The 19,519-nt window shown below is 63.2% G+C and carries 20 protein-coding genes; 12 read left to right on the top strand and 8 right to left on the bottom strand.

The annotated features are described in order from the left end of the window. Positions 1 to 26 precede the first annotated feature (26 nt). A complete protein-coding gene (locus tag BLU32_RS06225) occupies positions 27 to 263 on the top strand; it encodes a hypothetical protein (RefSeq protein WP_157727533.1) in 237 nt (78 codons plus the stop codon). Positions 264 to 278: 15 nt separating this feature from the next. Here the strand turns inward: BLU32_RS06225 and BLU32_RS06230 are convergent, their stop codons facing one another. Further along, complete coding sequence (locus tag BLU32_RS06230; RefSeq protein WP_172838537.1) at positions 279 to 914, bottom strand: GntR family transcriptional regulator; 636 nt, start codon at positions 912 to 914, stop codon at positions 279 to 281. Between the two features lie 107 nt (positions 915 to 1,021). Here BLU32_RS06230 and BLU32_RS06235 point away from each other — a divergent pair, with 107 nt between their 5' ends. Beyond that, entirely contained in the window at positions 1,022 to 1,936 is a 915-nt protein-coding gene (locus tag BLU32_RS06235; RefSeq protein ID WP_093810666.1) for a dihydrodipicolinate synthase family protein, read from the top strand. 398 nt (positions 1,937 to 2,334) lie between these two features. Continuing rightward, positions 2,335 to 3,840 carry an aldehyde dehydrogenase (NADP(+)) gene (locus BLU32_RS06240; RefSeq protein WP_093805475.1) on the top strand — a complete coding sequence of 502 codons (1,506 nt, stop codon included), beginning with the start codon at positions 2,335 to 2,337 and terminating at the stop codon, positions 3,838 to 3,840. Positions 3,841 to 3,852: 12 nt separating this feature from the next. Here the strand turns inward: BLU32_RS06240 and BLU32_RS06245 are convergent, their stop codons facing one another. From BLU32_RS06245 to BLU32_RS06270, 6 genes are read right to left on the bottom strand one after another with little or no spacing between them, the layout of a single operon-like run. Continuing rightward, positions 3,853 to 4,719, bottom strand: coding sequence for a DMT family transporter (locus BLU32_RS06245; RefSeq protein WP_157727534.1), 867 nt, complete (start codon positions 4,717 to 4,719; stop codon positions 3,853 to 3,855). Between the two features lie 25 nt (positions 4,720 to 4,744). Then, on the bottom strand, positions 4,745 to 6,151 hold the full coding sequence (locus tag BLU32_RS06250) for a dipeptidase (protein ID WP_093805477.1): 1,407 nt from the start codon (positions 6,149 to 6,151) through the stop codon (positions 4,745 to 4,747). After that, the gene (locus BLU32_RS06255) at positions 6,148 to 6,903 is read right to left on the bottom strand and encodes an SDR family NAD(P)-dependent oxidoreductase (protein ID WP_093805478.1); all 756 of its coding nucleotides are present in this window, start codon (positions 6,901 to 6,903) and stop codon (positions 6,148 to 6,150) included. Before BLU32_RS06255 ends, BLU32_RS06250 begins: the two co-directional genes overlap by 4 nt. After that, positions 6,894 to 7,913 carry a ketopantoate reductase family protein gene (locus BLU32_RS06260; RefSeq protein WP_093805479.1) on the bottom strand — a complete coding sequence of 340 codons (1,020 nt, stop codon included), beginning with the start codon at positions 7,911 to 7,913 and terminating at the stop codon, positions 6,894 to 6,896. Before BLU32_RS06260 ends, BLU32_RS06255 begins: the two co-directional genes overlap by 10 nt. Next, the gene (locus BLU32_RS06265) at positions 7,895 to 8,611 is read right to left on the bottom strand and encodes a creatininase family protein (RefSeq protein WP_093805480.1); all 717 of its coding nucleotides are present in this window, start codon (positions 8,609 to 8,611) and stop codon (positions 7,895 to 7,897) included. Before BLU32_RS06265 ends, BLU32_RS06260 begins: the two co-directional genes overlap by 19 nt. Positions 8,612 to 8,617: 6 nt before the next feature. Further along, on the bottom strand, positions 8,618 to 9,328 hold the full coding sequence (locus BLU32_RS06270) for a MarR family winged helix-turn-helix transcriptional regulator (protein WP_197673705.1): 711 nt from the start codon (positions 9,326 to 9,328) through the stop codon (positions 8,618 to 8,620). Positions 9,329 to 9,427: 99 nt separating this feature from the next. Between BLU32_RS06270 and BLU32_RS06275 the strand changes: the two genes are divergently transcribed. The 5 genes from BLU32_RS06275 to BLU32_RS06295 all read left to right on the top strand — a co-directional run bounded on the left by BLU32_RS06275 (position 9,428) and on the right by BLU32_RS06295 (position 14,948). After that, the gene (locus BLU32_RS06275; protein WP_093805482.1) at positions 9,428 to 11,011 is read left to right on the top strand and encodes an ABC transporter substrate-binding protein; all 1,584 of its coding nucleotides are present in this window, start codon (positions 9,428 to 9,430) and stop codon (positions 11,009 to 11,011) included. A gap of 97 nt (positions 11,012 to 11,108) precedes the next feature. Then, the gene (locus BLU32_RS06280) at positions 11,109 to 12,083 is read left to right on the top strand and encodes an ABC transporter permease (RefSeq protein ID WP_093805483.1); all 975 of its coding nucleotides are present in this window, start codon (positions 11,109 to 11,111) and stop codon (positions 12,081 to 12,083) included. Beyond that, positions 12,080 to 12,964: an ABC transporter permease gene (locus BLU32_RS06285; RefSeq protein ID WP_093805484.1), complete on the top strand. Its 885-nt coding sequence runs from the start codon at positions 12,080 to 12,082 to the stop codon at positions 12,962 to 12,964. Before BLU32_RS06280 ends, BLU32_RS06285 begins: the two co-directional genes overlap by 4 nt. Continuing rightward, positions 12,961 to 13,962 (top strand): ABC transporter ATP-binding protein, encoded by a 1,002-nt coding sequence (locus BLU32_RS06290; protein ID WP_244501803.1) that lies wholly within the window; start codon positions 12,961 to 12,963, stop codon positions 13,960 to 13,962. Before BLU32_RS06285 ends, BLU32_RS06290 begins: the two co-directional genes overlap by 4 nt. Continuing rightward, positions 13,959 to 14,948, top strand: a complete 990-nt coding sequence (locus BLU32_RS06295; protein ID WP_093805485.1) for an ABC transporter ATP-binding protein — start codon at positions 13,959 to 13,961, stop codon at positions 14,946 to 14,948. The genes BLU32_RS06290 and BLU32_RS06295 overlap by 4 nt, the downstream gene beginning before the upstream one ends. Before the next feature lie 31 nt (positions 14,949 to 14,979). Here BLU32_RS06295 and BLU32_RS06300 read toward each other — a convergent pair whose 3' ends face one another. Then, positions 14,980 to 16,041, bottom strand: coding sequence for a LacI family DNA-binding transcriptional regulator (locus BLU32_RS06300; protein WP_093805486.1), 1,062 nt, complete (start codon positions 16,039 to 16,041; stop codon positions 14,980 to 14,982). Between the two features lie 139 nt (positions 16,042 to 16,180). On the opposite strand from BLU32_RS06300, the gene BLU32_RS21650 reads away from it, so the two are divergent. From BLU32_RS21650 to BLU32_RS06315, 4 genes are all read left to right on the top strand, one after another. Further along, on the top strand, positions 16,181 to 16,408 hold the full coding sequence (locus BLU32_RS21650; RefSeq protein WP_157727535.1) for a hypothetical protein: 228 nt from the start codon (positions 16,181 to 16,183) through the stop codon (positions 16,406 to 16,408). Then, positions 16,405 to 17,547 (top strand): TRAP transporter substrate-binding protein, encoded by a 1,143-nt coding sequence (locus BLU32_RS06305; protein WP_093805487.1) that lies wholly within the window; start codon positions 16,405 to 16,407, stop codon positions 17,545 to 17,547. The genes BLU32_RS21650 and BLU32_RS06305 overlap by 4 nt, the downstream gene beginning before the upstream one ends. A 120-nt stretch (positions 17,548 to 17,667) precedes the next feature. Next, the gene (locus BLU32_RS06310) at positions 17,668 to 18,174 is read left to right on the top strand and encodes a TRAP transporter small permease (protein ID WP_093805488.1); all 507 of its coding nucleotides are present in this window, start codon (positions 17,668 to 17,670) and stop codon (positions 18,172 to 18,174) included. Positions 18,175 to 18,182: 8 nt separating this feature from the next. Further along, on the top strand, positions 18,183 to 19,511 hold the full coding sequence (locus BLU32_RS06315) for a TRAP transporter large permease (protein ID WP_093805489.1): 1,329 nt from the start codon (positions 18,183 to 18,185) through the stop codon (positions 19,509 to 19,511). The last annotated feature ends 8 nt before the right edge of the window (positions 19,512 to 19,519 follow it).

The following is a 19,519-nucleotide window of genomic DNA, read 5'->3' on the forward strand; positions in this document are numbered from 1 at the left end:
ACGCAAAAATCTCGGGACGGATGCAGATGTTGAAACTTGCCTGTCGGATTCCGCTTGTCGGTCTCTTCGTCAAAAGCGCCGTGAAAGGGTCGTACACCGAGAGGTTGGCTTTCGCGGTCAACATCCTCGTGATTTTCGGCATCTGCGTGGCGGTTTTCGGCTACCCGGTGGTGATCATGGCGGCACTGGTCATGACCGCCATCATGTTCACGATCATCGTCGGGGTGACGTCGCAGGCGCTCTGGTCGCGGTCGATGGACTGAACAATTCGTGTTGCGCTATCGCACAAGCGAACGCGCAATGCTGCTCAACGCCTCCATCAGGGCGGTCATGTTCGTGTCGGCGGCCTCTTCATCCTGCCGGGTGATGTCTTTCATCACCCGGACATGAAGGGTGGCCGATGCGCTCAGATCCCGGTTTGAGCTGTAGCGTACCCAAAACCGTCGGGAGTGGGTTTGCAGGGGGGAGAGCACCTTCGACAGGAAGGGATTGGCGCATGCGGTCTCAAGAATGGCATCGAACGTCTTGTCGGCCTTGAGAAACAGCGAGACGTTGGAGGTTTTCGCCGCCGTCTCCATCAAGCTTGCGCACTCCGCAAGGTGCGCGCGATGCGATGCGTCCGCGAAACGCGCTGCCTTTCTGGCGAAGATCGGCTCAAGGGCCAGGCGCGGCTCCATGACACGCAGATAGTCTTCGGGGCGTATGTCCGAGATGCGGATGCCCGAGCGCGGCACGATCTCAAGCAGGCCTTCCCAGGAGAGGCGCTGGATTGCCTCGCGCACCGGAGTCCGGCCCAGCCCGACCTGCTCGATAATCTGTTTTTCGGTGAGTGCGCTGCCGGGCCGTAACTCGAGCGATACGATTTTTTCCTCGAGGAAGAGATAGGCGGCATGCGCTTGAGACGTATTCGGCATTTCCACCCTGTCACTCCGTGTGCCGGCCTTCGAGATTGATATATCAGGGCTTGACACTGCGCAAGTGCATGTGAATATCATTGATATATCAAATGGAGGTGGGTCTCATGTGGCGTGGTGTCTTCCCGGCGGTAACGACGAAATTCACGAGCGACGGCGCGCTCGACACAACGGAAATGGAACGCTGTTTCGCGCTCCAGATGGAGGCCGGGATCGACGGGTTCATCGTTTGCGGGTCGCTCGGCGAGGCGATGACGCTGGAGCCTGAAGAAAAGCTCGAGATCCTGGCCGTTGCGAAATCCGTGGCCGGCCGCGCACCTGTTCTCATGACGATCTGCGAGAGTTCCACGCACCGTGCACGGGAGGCGGCGAAGGCTGCGGCGGCAGCCGGCGCGGACGGTTTCATGGCGCTGCCCGGCGTTCCCTATCGCTCCGCACCTGCCGAAACCCTCAATCACACGCTTTCCGTCGCCCGCGCGGGAGGTAGGCCGGTCATGGTCTACAACAATCCGGTTGCCTATGGTGTCGATGTCACGCCGGAGATGTTCGAGGAGCTCGCCGGCGAGGAGTTGATCGTCGCGATGAAGGAATCGACCGACGACATCCGCCGTGTGAGCGAGGTGCTTACGCGTTTCGGCGACCGGTTCGATGTGTTCACCGGTGTCGACAACATCGCCATGGAAAGCCTGGTGATGGGTGCGCACGGTTGGGTGGCGGGCCTCGTCGTGGCGTTTCCCAGAGAGACCGTCGCGATCTACAAGCTTGTGCAGGCCGGCCGGATCGAGGAGGCGCGAGCGATCTATCGCTGGTTCCGTCCGCTGCTCGATCTCGATGTCTCGACCAACCTCGTTCAAAACATCAAGCTCGCCGAAGTGCTGGCGATCGGGTCGAACGACCGGGTGCGCGAACCGCGCCTGCCGCTGTCGGAAGCGGATCGTGCGCGGGTGATGACGGTCGTGGAGACCGCTCTTGAGACCCGCCCGGACCTGTCGTCGCTGGACTTCGACGCGCCGTCGCGCTGATTGCGGCCTGCGTTCGGGACGGATATCGGTTTCATAAAGCCCTGTTTTGCTTTAGTAATCGGCGACAATTCCGCATGAGGCGAGGGGCATTTCGGCTTCCGCCTCCTAGGGTGTGGACCCATAAATGAGGCTGACATGGCATGGAAAATGGCGATGGATTGCGAGGAAGGGCGTGCAGAGCGGGCCGGGTGCCCGGTCAAGCGCGCTGACGATGCAAAGCGAAGCCATTTCCCTGTCCTTAGGATTTGACCGGATTGCGCCTCCTCTTCGTCGCGAAAGGCTTGAAAATACCCGCATTTCTCGGCGCTTACGCTCCTTGACGAGACGCAATCCGCCTCAAACCATGGCAATCCCATTTATGGGTCCACACCCTAGTCTACAAGAATTGGAGGGCATTCATGATCATCGGCAAGCATCTGATCGCGGGCGACTGGGTTGGCGGCGCCGCCGTGTTTCAGTCCGCACCGGTGTCCGGTGAGGCGCTCGCCTTTCCCGTCGGTGGTGCCGCCGAGGTCGATGCGGCGGTGCATGCGGCGGAGGAGGCCTTCTGGACGTTCGGCTACAGTGACAGAGGCATCCGGGCCCGTTTCCTGCGTCGCGTCGCCGATGAAATCGAGGCGCGCGGGCCGGAGATCACCGAGATCGCGACGCAAGAGTCCGGCCTTCCCGTGCCAAGGATCGAGGGCGAGCGTGGCCGCACCACCGGCCAGTTGCGGCTCTTTGCCGATCATATCGAGGCAGGCGCCTATCTCGACCGCCGGCACGACGCCGCGCTTCCCGAGCGAAAGCCGCTTCCCCGCCCGGACATCCGGCTGGTCCAGCGACCGATCGGGCCGGTCGCGGTGTTCGGCGCATCGAACTTCCCGTTGGCGTTTTCGGTCGCCGGCGGCGACACCGCGTCCGCGCTGGCGGCCGGCTGCCCGGTGGTGGTCAAGGGCCACCCCGCCCATCCCGGCACCAGCGATCTCGTGGCGCAGGCGTTCGCCTCGGCCATCGAGGCCGTAGGCCTTCATCCCGGTGTGTTTTCGCTCGTGCAGGGCAATACGAATGCGCTCGGCGCGGCTCTGGTGCAACATTCGTTGATCAAGGCGGTCGGCTTCACGGGATCGCTTGGCGGTGGGCGGGCGCTCTTCGATCTGTGTGCGGCGCGCGAAGAACCGATCCCCTTTTACGGTGAACTCGGCTCCGTCAATCCGGTGTTCGTCCTGCCCGCGGCGCTCGAGGCCCGGGCGACCGACATTGCCAGTGGCTGGGCCGCCTCTCTTGCCCTGGGTGCGGGGCAGTTCTGCACCAATCCGGGCGTTGTGATCCTGCCGAAGGGCGAAAAGGCCGACGCCTTTGTCGCGGAAGCTGTTGCAAGCCTGTCGTCGGTCGCAAGCCAGACGACACTGACGGAAGGGATTGCAGCGGCTTTCGCGTCGGGACGGGCCGGCGTGCGCGACGTGACCGGCGTTGAGCCGCTCTTCGAAGGCAATTGCGACACCCGTGCGGTCGAACCGCAGCTTTATCGCGTTGCGGGCAGGGATCTTCTTGCCAGCGATGCGTTGCTGCATGAGGTTTTCGGCCCGTTGGGCATTGTCGTGATCGCGGACGGGGCGGACGAGATGCTCTCGATCGCCCGCGCGCTGGAGGGACAGCTCACCTGCACGCTGCAGATGGACGATACGGACATGGAGATCGCCTCCCGGCTGATGCCGGTGCTTGAGCGCAAGGCCGGGCGCATCCTGGCGAACGGCTTTCCGACCGGTGTTGAGGTTTGCGACGCCATGGTGCATGGCGGGCCCTATCCGGCCTCGACGAACTTCGGTGCGACCTCGGTCGGCACGATGGCGATCCGCCGGTTCCTGCGGCCGGTCAGCTATCAGAACCTGCCAACGGATCTGTTGCCCGCCGACGGGCTGTGATGTCGGGAGCTTCTATCGGTGCGGGGCGGCAAGCCCGCGCCGATGCTCGGCACGCGCAACATAGATCGTGCTGGCGACGATGATCGTCATGCCGAGCACGGTGTTCCATGTCGGGATCTCCGAAAAGACGAGAAAGCCTGCGGCAACCGCGAAGACGAGCCGCAGATAGGGGAAGGGGGCGAGCGCGGAAACCTCGCCGGCGCGGTAGGCCTCGATCGTCAGCCACATGCCGCTGGCTCCCACAAACCCGGCACCGGCAAGCAGCATCAGGCCGGTGTCGGACAGGGGCTGCCAGTTGGCGATCGCGAAGGGCAGGGTGCCGAGCGTCGTCACCACGCCGATGTAGAACATGATCGTCGGCGTTTTTTCGGTGCGCACCAGAATGCGGTTCATGATCACAAGCACGGCGGCAAGGGCCGCGCTGGCGATTCCGAGAAGCACGGCCGGCTCGAAGGACCCCGGCGTGACGCCGGCCGCGATCACGACACCGGCGAAGCCGACGAGGGTCGCGAGCCATCTGGCCACGCCCAGTTTCTCGCCAAGAAGCGGCGCGGCAAGCAATGCGACGAACAGCGATGTGGAGAACGTCAGTGTCGAGGCAAGCGCCATATCGAGCACCAGAAAGCTGACATAATAGAGATACCAGACGCCAAGGCTGGTCAGGCCGCGCGCCACCTGCAGTGCCGGACGTTTCGTCGCGAACCCGCCGCGTGCAGCGATCACCATTGTGGTGCCGAGCATGAGCTGGGCGCAGGCCCGGAAGAAGACGATCTGCGCTGTCGCCGCCTCGCCTCCCACCAGTCTCACCAGAAGAACCTCGCCCGTGAAAACGGCGGCGGCGAGCATGAGCAGAATTGCCCCTTTGAGATTGCCGCTCATGGTCGCGGTCCGTGTATTCGCGGGCTCACCGCGAGGCCTTGAAGGGCGCGTAGAGGTCCGGCGTTTGTGTACCCAGACGGCGCAGGAAATCCACCCAGGCGACGACGCCGTCATCGATGGCACTGAGTCGGAAGAACTCGTTCGGCGCGTGAAAGTCCTCGTCCGCCGTGGAGAAGGACATGGTCACAGTGTCCAGCCCCAGCGCATCGCGCACGATGTCGGACAGCGGCAGCGTGCCGCCCATGCGCACCCGCACCGGCGGTTGGGCGAGGGCTGTCTCAAGTGCCTCTTCCGCCGTCAGCAGCAGGGGGTGGTTCGCCGGAACGGTATAGGCCGCCGTTCCGCGGTCGCGCAGGTCGAGTGTCAGTTCGACCCCGTCGGGGCTGTGCTGGCGTAGGTGGCCTTCAAGCAGCGATCTCGCGCGGGCCGGGTCCTGTCCCGGACCGAGGCGGGTGGTGATCTTGGCAAAGGCCTCGCAGGGGGTGACGGTCTTGGACCCCTTGCCCTGATAGCCGCCCCACATGCCGTTGATCTCGACGGTCGGCCGATGCCAGAGGCGCTCCAGCGCCGTATGACCCGGTTCCCCGTGGCTGTCCGCGCCGATCCCGGAAAAAAAGGCGGCTTCGTCGAAGGGGATCTCCGCCATCCGTTCTCGCTCTTCCGGCGCGAGCGGTGTCGCGTCATCCGCATAGCCTTCGATCGTGATGCGTCCGTCGGTGTCGTGGAGACTGGCAAGCAGGGCCGCCATTTCGTGGAGCGCATTGCGCACGCCCCCGCCAAAGCGACCGGAATGCAGATCTTTGGAGGCCGTTCTTAACGCGACCTCGCAGCGAAAGCTTCCGCGCGACCCGACGTTGATGCTTGCGAGATCCGCACGCCAGCGAGCGCCGTCGGCGGAAATCACCGCATCGGCCTGAAACAGGTCGCGGTGGCTGTCCAGAATATCTCCGAGCGTGGCGCTGCCGATTTCCTCCTCGCCCTCGATCAGCAGACGGACGTTGACCGGCAGCCGGCCCTCGACCGCGAGGAATGCGGAAAGCGTCTCGATGGCGATTGAAACCGGGCCCTTGTCGTCGGAGACACCGCGTCCATAGAGCCGCGCGTCGCGGATCTCGGGCGCGAAGGGTTCAGAATGCCACAGATCGAGCGGATCGGGCGGCTGGACGTCGTAGTGCCCGTAGACGATGAAGGTCGGGGCCTGCGGCGCGCCGAGCCATTCGGCATAGACGGCCGGGTGTCCTCCGGCATCGATCTCGCGCACGCCCTGGAAGCCGGCTGCCGCAAGCCGCCCGCACAGGATCGCTCGCGCGGCGGCCATTCCGTCGGCATAGGCGGGGTCGGTGCTGACCGAGGGGGCGGAGACGAGCGTGCGAAGACGCTCGATGATGCCGTCGCGGTCGGCCTGAAGCCGCGCAAGAACCGGATCGCTCATGAACGGCCCCCGTCGACACTGAGGATCTGACCGGTGATCCAGGAGGCCTGATCGGACGCGAGAAAGAGCGTTGCGGCGGCGATGTCCTCCGCCGTGCCGAGACGCCGGGTGTGGATGGACTGCACGAGGCGGGCCTGACCGTCCGCGCCCATCGCGTCCCACTGGCGTTCTGTCGTGGGGTTGGAACGCACGAAGCCCGGCGCGACCGAGTTCACGGTGATGCCTTGCGGTCCGAGTTCGAGCGAAAGCTGGCGTACGATGCCGACCAGCGCGTGTTTGGCGGCCGTATAGGCCTGAATGCCGGTCAGCGACGGGCGAAGCCCCGCGCCGGACGCGATGGCGACGATCCGGCCCGCACCCTTTTCGCGCATGTGCGGTGCGCAGGCCTGCGCCAGCCAGAAGGCGGCATCGACATTCGCCCGGAAGATCGCGTGCCATGACGCTTCGTCGATCTCCTCCAGCGGACGTCCGGCCTGGCCGCGCGTGCCGCCGGCGGCATGAATCAGGATATCCGGGGCCTTGCCGTCGCGCGCGAGCCGGTCGACCATCGCGTGAACCGCCGAGCGGTCGCCGAGATCGACGCCGAAGCACTCGGCTTCAAGGCCGGTTGCGGAAGCGGCAAGCCCCGCCTCGTCGATGTCGACGAGGGTCAGCGCGGCGCCAGCCTGCTGGAGGCCAAGGGCGATGGCGCGCCCGATCCCTTGCGCGGCGCCGGTCACCAGCGCGCGTTTTCCGGCAAAACTCAGCTGCATCGGGAAATCAACTCCTGAAGGGTCTCCGGCGCTTGCGGACGCCGTTCGTCCTCGATGTCATGGATCAGGTCGACCACGGCCTGCAGTGCCGGCGTCTCGACGCCGGCGTTCTGCGCAAGCCGCACGATGGTGCCGATCTGCTGGTCGACTTCCGTCTTGCGCTTGCGCACGGCAAGGTCGCGCCAGATCCCGGTGTGGGTTTTCGCCGTCTTGCTGGTGAAACCGACGAGTGCCTCGATCGAGGCATCCGTGACGCTGTCGGATGCTTCCGGTGCGAAGGCCGACGGATCGAACCCGTTGAAACCGCGCGGCGTCACGCCACGGGCCCGGGCAACCGCCATGACCTCGCGGCCGAGCGCGCGCCATGCCGGACGGCGGCTTTCGTCTGCGAAATTCGCGGCCATGGAATCGTCGGTCAGTGCCGTGCCGAACAGCATCGCGCCGTAACCGAGCTTGCCCCAGAGCCAGCCCCAGATGTCGTCGCTCAGGACGGCGTCCGGCTCGAAGATCTGCATCAGCCGGAACATGTCGCGGGTGCGGTCGCGGATCGAACCGTCGATCTCGCCGATCACCACAGCGCCGCGATTGCCGAACAGGATCTCGCCCGGGCCGTGCCAGTCGCCGCCGAAATTGACGAAGGCGCCCATGGTGCGCTCCGCGCCGACGATCCCGGAGATTTCAAGCTCGTTCAGGCCGTTTTGCGCCGACAACACATATCCGTCCTCGGCGAGGAACGGCTTGAGCGCGGTCGCGGCGGCCTGTGTCGCCTGTGCCTTCACGGCCAGTACGACGCGGCTGTAGGTGCCGGTCAGTTCCTCCGGTGTCACGCAAGGGACAACCTGGCGGAATTCCTCGACGGGGCCCGTGATCGACAGGCCTGTCGTGCGGCATGCCTCGACGTGGTCGGGAACGATATCGACCATCACGACGTCTTCGCCCGCGCGGGCCCAATAGGCCCCGAGCGTGCCGCCGATGGCGCCCGCGCCCCAGATCAGGATCGTGTCGGCCATGGTCCCTCCAGAGCGTCTCGCACTTCCGCGACACCGGTGTTCCAAATGTCGAGCATCACGTCGTCGTCTTTTTGATAGTCGCCGCCGAAGGCGCCGTCGCCGAGCAATTCGCGGGCAAGCCCGGGCTCCGCCGCTTTGGTGGCGACCATGTCCGGCGCAGGCTTCGGTGTCGCCGGGCGCGGGGCAGGGGCATGCACCAGACGCGTCCAGGGATAGTTTTCCATCCAGTTGGCATGGCTGCCGCTCGGGTCGACCGACTGGACCTTGGCCCAGGTCTTCGGTCCGTTCCACCAGTTGTGGAACTTGATGCTGAGATGCGGGGAATCGATCATCAGTTCGCTTGCAACCGCGCCGGCCGGCTGATTTCCGCCGTGACCGTTGACGATCAGGATGCGGCGAAACCCGGAGCGGTCGAGCGAGGCGATGACATCCCGGATCACGGCCGCATATGTCTCGACGCGCAACGTGATCGTGCCGGGGTAGCCTGCGAAATACGGAGCAAGCCCGAAGGGCATGACCGGGAAGACGGGAACGTTCAACGGCTCGGCCGCTTCGACGGAGACGCGCTCCGCCAGGATGGAATCGACGCTCAGCGACAGCTGTGCATGTTGCTCTGTCGAGCCGATCGGCAGAATGCAACGGTCGTCCTCCGCGACCCTCGCCTCAACGTCCATCCAGTTCATCTCACTGATGCGCATCGCAGTTCACTCCACACGACGTGTTTGTTTTTTTGGCTGATTCTCATCCGTCTCGATGCGGGCGGGCCAGCGGGTTGAGGCCATGACCAGCTTGGCCATCAGGCCGGACAGCGTCTCGCGCTCGGTTTCGTCCAGCGCCTCGAGCATCATGTGCTCGTAGTCGACGAACCGGGGGAGCGATTCATTGAAGAGGGTGCGCCCGGCCTTCGTCAGACGAAGCACGTTGCGCCGCCGGTCGGCGTCATCGGAGCTGCGCTCGATCAGACCGAGGCCGACCAGTTTATGGGTGGCGCGGCTGAGGGTGTTTTGCGGAAAGCCTGAGGAAATCGCGATGTCGCGGGCGACGGAGCCATCCTTCAGGCCGAGAGAATAGATCACCACATATTCCGGCCGCGAGAGGCCGTAGGTGCGCTCGACCCATTCATAGAGAGGGACGTTGTAGCGAAGCGCAAGGTAGTTCAGCCGGTAGGTCAGCCAACAGGGATTGTCCCACAGTTTCGCAGCCGTCATCTCGTCGAGGCCGCTCGCCATCCCGTCTTCGCAGGGTGAAATTTCAGGCATCGCGGGAGACGCGATGTCGTTGTGTGCGGTCGTAACGGTCGCATGCGCGCCGCGTTTCCGCCGTCCTTGTTCAGGCTCCATGCTGAAAATCTCTGCCTTCAAAATCGACTTGACGATACCAGAGTGGCCTATCATTGTGAGATAAACAAGTTCCATTTGGAAATATACAAATAGGAATTAATCCAGATGGAATCTGTTGAACTCACGGCGGCGGCACGATCGCTTGCCGCATGAGGGGAGAGGAGCAACTCAGCTATGAAACGACATTCCAAAGTTTTTGCCTTTGCCGCGGCCTTGTCCGCGGTCGCGAGTTCGGTGAGCGCGCAGGATCTTACGGTCGGCGTACGCGGCGGTCCGGAATCGATGGATCCGCATTATTCTGCTCTGGGATCCCAGGCGGATGCCGTGAAGCACATTTTCGATCCGCTGGTCTGGACAGGCGACGACCTGCAGCTTGAGCCGGGTCTTGCCGTCTCCTGGAAACCGGTCGACGAGGACACCTGGGAGTTCAAGCTCCGTGAGGGTGTCACGTTTCACGACGGATCGGAGTTCACCGCCGAGGACGTCAAGTTCTCTATCGAGCGCATCCCGAATGTCAGCGGTCCCACCACGACGGAGATCTACGTCCGCCGTGTCAGCGAGGTCGAGATCGTCGATGACCTCACGCTGAACATCCACACCAACGGGCCGGCGGCGACGCTGCCGTATGATTTCGTTCGCCTGTTCATCGTTTCCGCCGATGCGGCGAAGGATTACTCGACCTCTGAGACGTCGGCGGAAGGATTCAACTCCGGCAAGGCCGCGATCGGCACCGGTCCGTTCAAATACGTTTCCTGGTCACCGAAGGGTGATCTGGTGATGGAACGTTTCGACGACTACTGGCGTGGCCCAGCTCCCTGGGAAACGGTTGTCCGCAAGGAGATCTCGGACGATTCATCGCGTCTCGCGGCGCTCAAGGCCGGCGACGTCGATGTGATCAATTATGTTTCGTCGGCCGACTACATGGCGCTCGATACGGATCCTGACATCGCAACCTTCATTGGCGATTCTGTTTATGTGATGAACCTTCAGCTGGATCAGCGGGTGAAAACGCCGAAAATCCGCGCCAAGGATGGCAGCGCGTTGAGCGAAAACCCGCTGCGCGATGCGCGTGTTCGCGAAGCCATCGACCTGGCTATCGATCGCGAGACCATGGTCGAAATCGTTCTGGAGGGTCTTGGTACGCCTGCCAACCAGATGATGCCGGAAGGCTTCTTCGGGTATTCAGATGACGTGCCGGCCCCTGTCTATGATGTCGACAAGGCGAAGGCGCTGCTCGCCGAAGCCGGCTATCCGGATGGCTTCCAGATGGATCTCTATTGCACCAGCGACCGCCTGCCGGGCGATGGCGCAATTTGCGAGGGGCTGGGTCAGATGTTCGCTCAGGTGGGCATCGACACGAGCGTCAACGCCATTTCCAAGACCGTGTATTTTCCCGCTCAGGCGCGCAAGGAATACTCCGTCTTCATGAACGGATGGGGCACGCTTACGGGTGAGGCCTCCTACACGCTCGGTTCGCTGGCGCACTCGCCGGACGACGAGGTCAAGATGGGGGCGTTCAACCGCATCGAGTACAAGAACGAGGACGTCGACCGCCTGCTTGAGGAAGGGTCTCAGGAACTCGACGCCGACAAGCGCAAGGCGCTCTTTGAGGAAGCGATGGAAAAGACGATGGCCGACCGCGCCTACATCTCCATCGTGGTTCTGCAGTCGGTGTGGGCCGGCGACAAGGACAAGGTCGTCGTGACCCCGCGTGCGGATGAGGAAACCCTCGCGTACTTCATCAAGCCTGCGAACTAAGCAAGCGACATGAATGACGGTCGCGGCAAGTGTCGCGACCGTCTCCATTCGTCCGTCATCACTTTCATCGTCTGGCACGACCTGAGACTGGACCGCAATGTCGAGCTTTCTTCTGAAACGCATTCTTCAAGGGATCGTCATAATGGCAGCGATGTCGGTGATCGTGTTCGCCGGCGTCTATGCGATCGGAAATCCGCTCGACGTGTTGATCCCGCCGGAGGCGACGCAGGAAGTTCGGGAACGCACCATTGCTCGGTTCGGCTTGGACAAGTCATTGTTCGAACAATATTTTCTATTCATCTCAAATCTTCTCAGGGGCGATTTGGGGTTGTCCTACATCTACAACGAGCCCGTTTTGAAGCTGATCGGCAACCGCCTGCCGGCAACGCTTGAGCTGGTGTTGACGGCTGTGATGGGCGCGACGCTCATCGGCGTTCCGCTCGGCATATATGCAGGCTACAAGCCGCATGGCGTTGCTGCACGCGCGATCATGGCGATCTCGATCCTCGGGTTTTCAGTGCCGACCTTCTGGGTCGGACTGATCCTGATCCTCACCTTTGCCGTCTCGCTCGGCTGGCTGCCGTCGGGCGGGCGCGGCGACACGGTCGAGGTCTTCGGGATCGAGTGGAGCGTCCTGACGCTGAACGGCTGGTCGCACCTCGTTCTGCCGGCCATCAACCTGGCGCTTTTCAAGCTGGCGATCATGGTGCGTCTGGCGCGGGCTGGCACGCGGGAGGTGATGCTGTCGGACACGGTCAAGTTCGCCCGCGCCGCCGGCCTTTCGGAAATGACGATCCTGTCGCGCCATGTGCTGAAGCTGATTTCCATTCCGATCGTCACGGTCTTCGGTCTGGAGCTTGCCTCGACGCTCGCCTTCGCCGTCGTCACGGAGACGATCTTTTCCTGGCCCGGGGTCGGCAAGCTGATCATTGATTCCATCAAGAACCTCGATCGCCCGGTCATGGTTGCCTATCTCATCCTGACGGCGGGCCTCTTCGTTACCATCAACCTGTGCGTCGACATTGCCTATGCGCTGCTCGACCCGCGCCTGCGGCGGGGGAGAGCCGAATGACCGAAAAAGCCGTTTCCCCCTGGCGAAACCTCTGGGCGCGCTTTCGCGAGGATCGCATCGCGCTGGCCGCTCTTGTCGTCGTCGGCATTATCCTGCTGCTGGCGCTGTTCGCGCCCTATATCGCGCCGCAGGATCCCTATGACCTGTCGGGTCTGTCGCTTCGCGACGCGCGGCGTCCGCCGGGATGGGTCGGATCGGGCGGTTATGTCCACTGGCTCGGGACGGATGCGCAGGGCCGCGATCTCCTGTCCGCGATCCTCTACGGTCTCGGCGTGTCGATCCAGATCGGCATCTTCGCCGGTGCCGTCGGCCTTGTGATAGGGACGTCAATCGGCATTCTCGCGGCCTATCATCGCGGCTGGTTCGAAACCGTGCTGATGCGCGTCATCGACCTTCAGCTGTCCTTCCCGCCGATCCTTCTGGCGCTCGTTCTGGTCGCGGCGCTTGGCCAGGGCAAGGCGCAGCTGATCGCGGCGCTTGTTGCCGCCCAGTATGCCTACTTTGCGAGAACGGCGTTCGGGGCAGCCTCCGCCGAACGCTCCAAGGATTACATCGAGGCGGCGCGCGCCACGCCGTTGTCCAACACGCGCATCGTGTTCCGTCACATCCTGCCGAACGCGATGCCGGCGCTGATCGTCGTCGCGACGGTACAGGTCGCCTATGCCATCGCCCTGGAATCGACGCTGTCGTTCCTCGGGCTCGGGCTTCCGGTCACCGAGCCGTCGCTCGGCATGCTGATTTCCAACGGCGTGAAATACATGATGTCCGGCCGCTACTGGATTTCGGTCTATCCGGGGATCGCCCTGATCATCCTGATCGTCGCCATCAATCTTGTCGGGGACCACGTGCGCGACATCTTGAACCCGAGGCTGAACCGATGAGCGGCGCGCCGACCACCATGACCGATGCGCCGATCCTCGAGGTAAACGACCTCAGGACCCATTTTGACACCCGCGCAGGCGTGGTGAAGGCCGTCGACGGCGTTTCCTTCTCGCTTCAAAAGGGCGAGATCATCGGGCTCGTCGGCGAATCCGGCTCGGGAAAGTCGGTTACCGGCTTTTCGCTGATCGGCCTCGTTGATCCTCCGGGGCGGATCGTTTCCGGCTCCGTGAAGCTCGACGGACAGGAACTCGTCGGCCTGAGCGCGGGCGCGCATCGAAAGGTACGCGGCGCGCGCATCGCGATGGTGTTCCAGGACCCAATGATGACGCTCAATCCCGTGCTCACCATCGGCCAGCAGATGCAACTGGCATTGAACGCCCACGAGACGCTTTCGAAATCCGCGGCCCGGGCGCGCTCGGCGGACGCGCTGACACGGGTCGGCATCCCCGATGCGCACGCGCGTCTCGACGCCTATCCGCATCAGTTTTCCGGCGGCATGCGCCAGCGCGTCGCAATCGCGATTGCGCTTCTTCACGGCACCAGGGTGATCGTCGCGGACGAGCCGACGACCGCGCTCGACGTGTCGATCCAGGCGCAAATCCTGAGCGAAATGCGCGAGCTCGCCAGGGAAATGGGGACCGCGCTCGTCTGGATCAGCCACGACCTGTCCACCGTGTCCGCGCTCGCAGACAAGATCCTCGTCATGTACGCGGGTCGGATCGTCGAGGAGGGCCCGACGGCGCAGGTGCTGCGGGCGCCACGTCATCCCTATACGGCCGGGCTCTTGCGCTCGCTGCCGGCAATGGCCGAACCGGGCGCGGATCTGGAGCAGATCCCCGGAACGACGCCGTCGCTCCTGAACCTGCCGCAAGGATGCCCGTTCCGTCCGCGCTGCGACCGCGCGACGGAGCTTTGCAGCGAGACGCCGTCGATGACACGCGACAACGGGCGGGGATATCGCTGTCACTATCCCCTCCAGGACGGGACAACCGCATGAGCGACGCCTTCATCACCATCGAGGACGTCTACAAGCGCTTTTCGCCGCCCATCTCGCTGACGGACAAGATCGTCGCGAGGCTCGGCGCGAGGGTGGACACGCGACCCGTGCGCGCCGTGGACGGTGTGACGCTTCGCGTCGAACGCGGCAAGACGCTCGGACTTGTCGGAGAATCGGGGTGCGGAAAATCGACCCTGGGGCGGATGATTGCCGGGATCATGGAACCGACGTCCGGGCAGGTGCGCATCGATGGCGAACCGGTCATGACGGGCGGGAAGAAGGCCGGCACCCGCATTCAGACGATCTTTCAGGACCCCTTCGCCTCGCTCGATCCCCGGATGCGGGTGGGTGACATCATCGCCGAGGGGCCGATTGCCCACGGGCTGACGACCAAGGCCGATGCCAAGGCCTATGTCGCCGAATATCTGGAACGCGCCGGCCTCGACGGCTCCTTCGTCGAGCGGTTTCCGCATCAGTTTTCCGGCGGTCAGCGGCAGCGGATCGCGATCGCGCGCGCGCTTGCCATGCAGCCCGACGTTCTGGTTTGCGACGAGCCGGTGGCCTCGCTCGATGTGTCGATCCAGGCCCAGATCGTCAATCTGTTCCTGAAGCTCAGGCGCGAGATGGCGATCACGCTTGTGTTCATCTCGCATGACCTGTCGGTCGTGCGCCATGTCTCGGACGATGTGGCGATCATGTATCTGGGACGTATCGTCGAGGCCGGAAAAACCAGCGAGGTCTACGCCGACCCCAAGCATCCCTATACGCAGGGGTTGATGGAGAGCGTGCCCAGATTGCGTATCGACGAGGACGAACTGGTTCACTTCAAGCCGATCCTGGGGGAGATCCCGTCGCCGCTTGATCCGCCGCCCGGCTGCCATTTCAATCCGCGCTGCCCGATCGCCGAAGCGCTCTGCCGCAAGGACGATCCGAGGTTGAGAGCGCTTTCGCCGGGGCATGAGGCAGCCTGTCATCTGGCCGAATGACCGCGCCGCAACGGGCTTACGCTTGGTCTCCTCAGCGCAGCCGGCCGGCGGCAAAGGTCGGCCCGACGCCGGGCGCGGCGAGAGAGCGGCGCTCAACGATGTAGGTCTCGAGATTGACGTGCTGCGGACCCGAATCGTCGCGAACCTGTGCCAGCAGCGCTTCGGCGGCGAGCCCGCCCATCTGGCGGTGGGGCACATGGACCGTCGTCAGCGTCGGCGAAATTACCGTTGCAAGTTCGATATCGTCGAATCCGGTTATCGAGACGTCGCCAGGAACATCGAGATGCAGTTCGTGCGCCGCGCGTACCGCGCCGGCGGCAAGCACATCGTTTCCGCACATCACCAGTGTCGGGCGCGGGTTGTTCTGCATCAGTTCGACGAATGCATCACGTCCACACTGGATGGAGTATTTGGTTTCCAGGACCGGCATCTCGGCCGGCTCAAGTCCCGCGGCCTCCAGCGCCTGTCTAGCGCCCGCAACACGGTCGCGCGCGCGGTCGTTGTTTTGCGTGTAAGCGGAAATGAAGGCGATCCGCCGATGACCGAGTTCGATCGCCCTGCTTGCGAGCATGCGCGCTGCGTCCACGTTGTCGAAGCCGACGCAGGACAGTGCCGGGACGCCGGTTCCCGTCCAGGCGATGACGACCGGGATATGTCTCTCCTTGAGGAAATCATAGATCTCCGGATCGCGTTGCGTGCCGATCAGCAGGATGCCGTCCGCGCCACGGGCGACCATCGTGCGGATCTGGTCTTCTTCGATTTGCGGATCGTAGGAGGAACTGGCGACCAGCATCGTCGCGCCATTGGCGACAAGCACCTTCTGGAAAGCCTCGAGACCGCGCGCGAAGATCGCGTTTTCCATCGTCGGAATGACGGCGCCATAGGTGTTGGTGCGCTTGGCGGCGAGCGCCCGTGCCCCGAAATTCGGCGAGTAGCGCAAGGCGCGCACGGAGGCCATGACGCGCTGACGGGTGGCTTCGGAAACCTGATCGGGAGAGTTCAAGGTCCGCGAGACGGTTGCGGTGGATACGCCGGCGGCCCTGGCGACATCTTCCAGTGTCGGCAGGTCGGATTTTGGCGGCTTCGGCTCCATCGGTGTCGGGGATCCCTTGTTACCCACCAGATATACTTGGTTTTCTCGTCTTCGCAAACCGCGCAAGTCCGGTCATGTAAAGGCTTGCAATTTGAAATGTAAGCGCTTACAAATGATGGATCGGCGTTGGGAGACGCTGTTGGGAGGTCTCGATGTTCTTGATTTTGGCCGCGATTTCGTTCGCAATCTTTTTCGCGAATGTGTTGTTCGCATCCACCGGATGGGCGTCGCCTCTCGGGAATCTGGGCGAGCTTGGCTTGCTGGTGTTCGCGACGGTCTGTTTCGTCGTCGCCGTTTTGCAGGCGGAAAAGCGTCACTATCAGAAATAACAATTCTTCAAGATGCTGACTGGGAGGAAAGCACATGACTTCAGACGACACGATCCAATCGGCCGAGCGCCGCAATTTTCTCAAGCTGACCAGTGCGGGTGCGTTTACCGCCGCGATTGTCGCCGGCGCGGGCGGCCTGTTGTGGTCCTCGGAAGCCTCGGCCCAGACGGCCAAGGAAGAAAGGGAACGCGAAGCGGCGGCCGATCACGTGATGACGATCGCCACGGCCTATGTGCTTGGCGCGTCGCGCAGCTACCCCATTCTTCAGCTTGATCTGAAGGAAAACATCCAGAACGCCACCAACGGCAAGGTCTATGTGAAACTTGCGCCCGGCGGCCAGTTGGGGGCGGGCGGCGCGCTTGTCCAGAAAGTGCAGGGTGGCACCATTCAGGCCGCGCAGCATTCGCTCTCGAATTTCGCCCCTTTCGCGCCGGCGGCGGATTTGATCAATCTTCCCTACTTCTGCGGGTCCAACCAGCGCTTCGTGAATCTGGTGAACTCGAAAGCTTGGACGGATCAGGTGCACCCGAAGGTCGAGGCCAAGGGCTTCAAGCCGCTTTTCTACGTGGTGATCGATCCGCGCGTTGTCGCCGTGCGCAAGGGCGGCAATGCCGTGATCACGCCGAGTGATCTCTCGGGTGTGAAGTTCCGCGTGCCGGGCTCCGAGATGCTGCAGCAGTACTACCGTCTGGTCGGGGCAAACCCGACGCCGGTCGCCTGGGGCGAAACGCCGTCTGCCATCAAGCAGGGCGTGGCGGATGCGCTCGATCCGTCGGTCGGCGCGCTTTATGTCTTCGGCTTCAAGGACATCCTGAGCCATGTGACCTTCACGCAGGCGGTGCCCGACAGCCAGATCTACTCGTGCAACCTGGAATGGTTCAACAGCCTGCCGGCCGACGTTCAGGAAGGCATCGAGTTTGCCTCCGAGATCACCGCGCAGCAGAATCTGGCGAAGGTCCCCGCCGCCCGCAACTACGCGATGGCGGAGCTGCGCAAGTCCGGGGTCGAGTTCCATTCGCTCAGCGACGATCAACTGGCGGAATGGAAGGAGGCCGGCGGCTACCAGCGCAGTGAATGGGACGGGTTCAAGGCCGATCTGGCCGGTTCGATGGACACCTTCGCCCAGTTCGACGAGGCGGCTGGCACCATGGGCCGTTACTACGTCCACGACGCGTAGTCGTCGTCGAAAACCTGGCCGGCGCCGTGTCTGGCGCCGGCTCCAGCTTCAGACGCATATCGCCTGCGGTTCAGTTCCGCCAACGGCACCTTTTCGTGCCTGAAACCGGGTGCAGCGACCATGTTGAAAATCCTTAATGCAAACGCGGAGCGATGGGCGCTCCTTGGCTTCTACGTCATGCTCGTACTGACGATGGCCATCGAGGTCGTACGCCGCGAGATCTTCGCCTATTCGTCGATATGGGGCGAGGAGATCGTGCGCTACTCGTTCATCTATCTCGCCTGGATCGGCGCCGCGTCGGCGGTTCGCGAACGTGCCCACATCCGCATCGACGTGATCCTTCACTACCTCGGCCCGCGGGGCAAGGCGTTCATCTACATCCTTGGCGATGTGGTGATGTTCGCGGTGGCGCTGGTCGCGCTCTACTGGTCGTTCGAGACGGTGCTTGTGTCCTGGAAGTTCGGCTCCGTCACCGACGGTCTGCGGGTGTCCAAGGTGTGGTTCCTGATGGCTGTACCGGTCGGCTTTTCGCTGATGGTCGTCCGGCTGATTCAGTCATTCGCCCACGATCTGCAATCCCTTCGAACCGGTGCTCCGGTCTTCGAAGGCAACAAGATGTTTGATTGAGGCGCGCAATGCTGTGGCAACAACAACTTGGTGCGGTTGAACTCGGCTGGGATTTTTACTTGCCGGTCCTGATCTTCGTGGCGATGTGCGCGCTTGCGATCCCTGTCTGGGCCGCGATCGGCTCGGCCGCCATCGCGATGCTCTATCTCTCGGGCGCGCTCCCGCTTTCCCTGCTGGGTGAATCCCTGTTCGACGGCATCGATGCCTTCGCACTGACCGCGATCCCGCTCTTCATCCTCACCGGCGACGTTCTCGTGCGCACCGGGCTCAGTCGGAAATTCCTGGATGTGGCCGAGGCGCTGACCTGCTGGACGAAGGGGGGCTTCGGCTCCGCCACCGTACTGGTCTGCGGCATGTTCGCGGCAATCTCCGGCTCGGACGCGGCCGGTGCTGCGGCTGTCGGGCGGATGACGATCTCGCGTCTCGTGGAAAGCGGATATCCGCGACCCTATGCCTGCGCTCTGGTTGCAGCCGGTGCCTGTACCGGCATTCTGATCCCGCCGTCCATCGCCTACATCATCATCGGGCTTGTTCTAGGGATTTCGGCATCGACGCTGTTTCTTGCCGCCGTCATTCCGGGCATCGCCATCCTGCTCTCCATTCTCATCACCAACATCGTGATGAACCGCATCTATTCCTTCGAGGGCGGCGCTCCGATGACCTTCGGCGAGTGGGCCGCGCGTCTGGGGACCACGCTGAAGTCGGGCTGGTACGCGTTCCTGGTGCCGGGGATCATCTTCTACGGGATCTTTTCCGGGCGTTTGACGCCGACCGAAGCCGGCGCGACCGCCGTCATCGTGACGATCATTCTCGGCTTCATCCTGAAGACGCTGAAGCTCTCCGACTTTCCCTCGATGCTGATCAGTTCCGCCAAGGTCAATGGCGTCATCCTGCCGATCATCGCCTTCTCGCTGCCGCTGGCGCAGGCGCTTGCCATCATGGGCGTGCCGCAAGGCTTCGTCGCAGCGGCCACAGGCGTGTCCGACAACCCGACCGTCCTGATCATCATGATGATCCTGATCCTGGTCGCGGCCGGATGCGTGATGGAGACGACGCCGAATATCGTGATCCTTGCGCCGATCCTGAAGCCGCTCGCCGACAACATCGGCATGAACGAGATCCAGTTCTGCATCATGATGATCACGGCTCTTGGTGTCGGGTTCATCACGCCGCCCCTTGGATTGAACCTCTTTGTCGTATCGGGCCTCACCGGCGAATCGATCCTCAGGATAGCCGTCTACGCTGTGCCCTTCGTCCTATGCATGCTGATCGTGGTTCTCTTGATCGCCTTCGTTCCGGCGATCTCCACGACGCTGCTTCCAGCAATCTACCAGTAGGAGCCGTT

It is taken from the genome of Stappia sp. ES.058 (assembly GCF_900105595.1).
In the GTDB taxonomy this organism is placed as follows: domain Bacteria; phylum Pseudomonadota; class Alphaproteobacteria; order Rhizobiales; family Stappiaceae; genus Stappia.

What these genes read in the sequence shown, in the direction of transcription:
- BLU32_RS06225 (WP_157727533.1), top strand. Translation starts at nt 27, where the DNA reads ATGTTGAAACTTGCCTGTCGGATTCCGCTTGTCGGTCTCTTCGTCAAA.
- BLU32_RS06230 (WP_172838537.1), bottom strand. Translation starts at nt 914, where the DNA reads ATGCCGAATACGTCTCAAGCGCATGCCGCCTATCTCTTCCTCGAGGAA.
- BLU32_RS06235 (WP_093810666.1), top strand. Translation starts at nt 1,022, where the DNA reads ATGTGGCGTGGTGTCTTCCCGGCGGTAACGACGAAATTCACGAGCGAC.
- BLU32_RS06240 (WP_093805475.1), top strand. Translation starts at nt 2,335, where the DNA reads ATGATCATCGGCAAGCATCTGATCGCGGGCGACTGGGTTGGCGGCGCC.
- BLU32_RS06245 (WP_157727534.1), bottom strand. Translation starts at nt 4,719, where the DNA reads ATGAGCGGCAATCTCAAAGGGGCAATTCTGCTCATGCTCGCCGCCGCC.
- BLU32_RS06250 (WP_093805477.1), bottom strand. Translation starts at nt 6,151, where the DNA reads ATGAGCGATCCGGTTCTTGCGCGGCTTCAGGCCGACCGCGACGGCATC.
- BLU32_RS06255 (WP_093805478.1), bottom strand. Translation starts at nt 6,903, where the DNA reads ATGCAGCTGAGTTTTGCCGGAAAACGCGCGCTGGTGACCGGCGCCGCG.
- BLU32_RS06260 (WP_093805479.1), bottom strand. Translation starts at nt 7,913, where the DNA reads ATGGCCGACACGATCCTGATCTGGGGCGCGGGCGCCATCGGCGGCACG.
- BLU32_RS06265 (WP_093805480.1), bottom strand. Translation starts at nt 8,611, where the DNA reads ATGCGCATCAGTGAGATGAACTGGATGGACGTTGAGGCGAGGGTCGCG.
- BLU32_RS06270 (WP_197673705.1), bottom strand. Translation starts at nt 9,328, where the DNA reads ATGGAACTTGTTTATCTCACAATGATAGGCCACTCTGGTATCGTCAAG.
- BLU32_RS06275 (WP_093805482.1), top strand. Translation starts at nt 9,428, where the DNA reads ATGAAACGACATTCCAAAGTTTTTGCCTTTGCCGCGGCCTTGTCCGCG.
- BLU32_RS06280 (WP_093805483.1), top strand. Translation starts at nt 11,109, where the DNA reads ATGTCGAGCTTTCTTCTGAAACGCATTCTTCAAGGGATCGTCATAATG.
- BLU32_RS06285 (WP_093805484.1), top strand. Translation starts at nt 12,080, where the DNA reads ATGACCGAAAAAGCCGTTTCCCCCTGGCGAAACCTCTGGGCGCGCTTT.
- BLU32_RS06290 (WP_244501803.1), top strand. Translation starts at nt 12,961, where the DNA reads ATGAGCGGCGCGCCGACCACCATGACCGATGCGCCGATCCTCGAGGTA.
- BLU32_RS06295 (WP_093805485.1), top strand. Translation starts at nt 13,959, where the DNA reads ATGAGCGACGCCTTCATCACCATCGAGGACGTCTACAAGCGCTTTTCG.
- BLU32_RS06300 (WP_093805486.1), bottom strand. Translation starts at nt 16,041, where the DNA reads ATGGAGCCGAAGCCGCCAAAATCCGACCTGCCGACACTGGAAGATGTC.
- BLU32_RS06305 (WP_093805487.1), top strand. Translation starts at nt 16,405, where the DNA reads ATGACTTCAGACGACACGATCCAATCGGCCGAGCGCCGCAATTTTCTC.
- BLU32_RS06310 (WP_093805488.1), top strand. Translation starts at nt 17,668, where the DNA reads ATGTTGAAAATCCTTAATGCAAACGCGGAGCGATGGGCGCTCCTTGGC.
- BLU32_RS06315 (WP_093805489.1), top strand. Translation starts at nt 18,183, where the DNA reads ATGCTGTGGCAACAACAACTTGGTGCGGTTGAACTCGGCTGGGATTTT.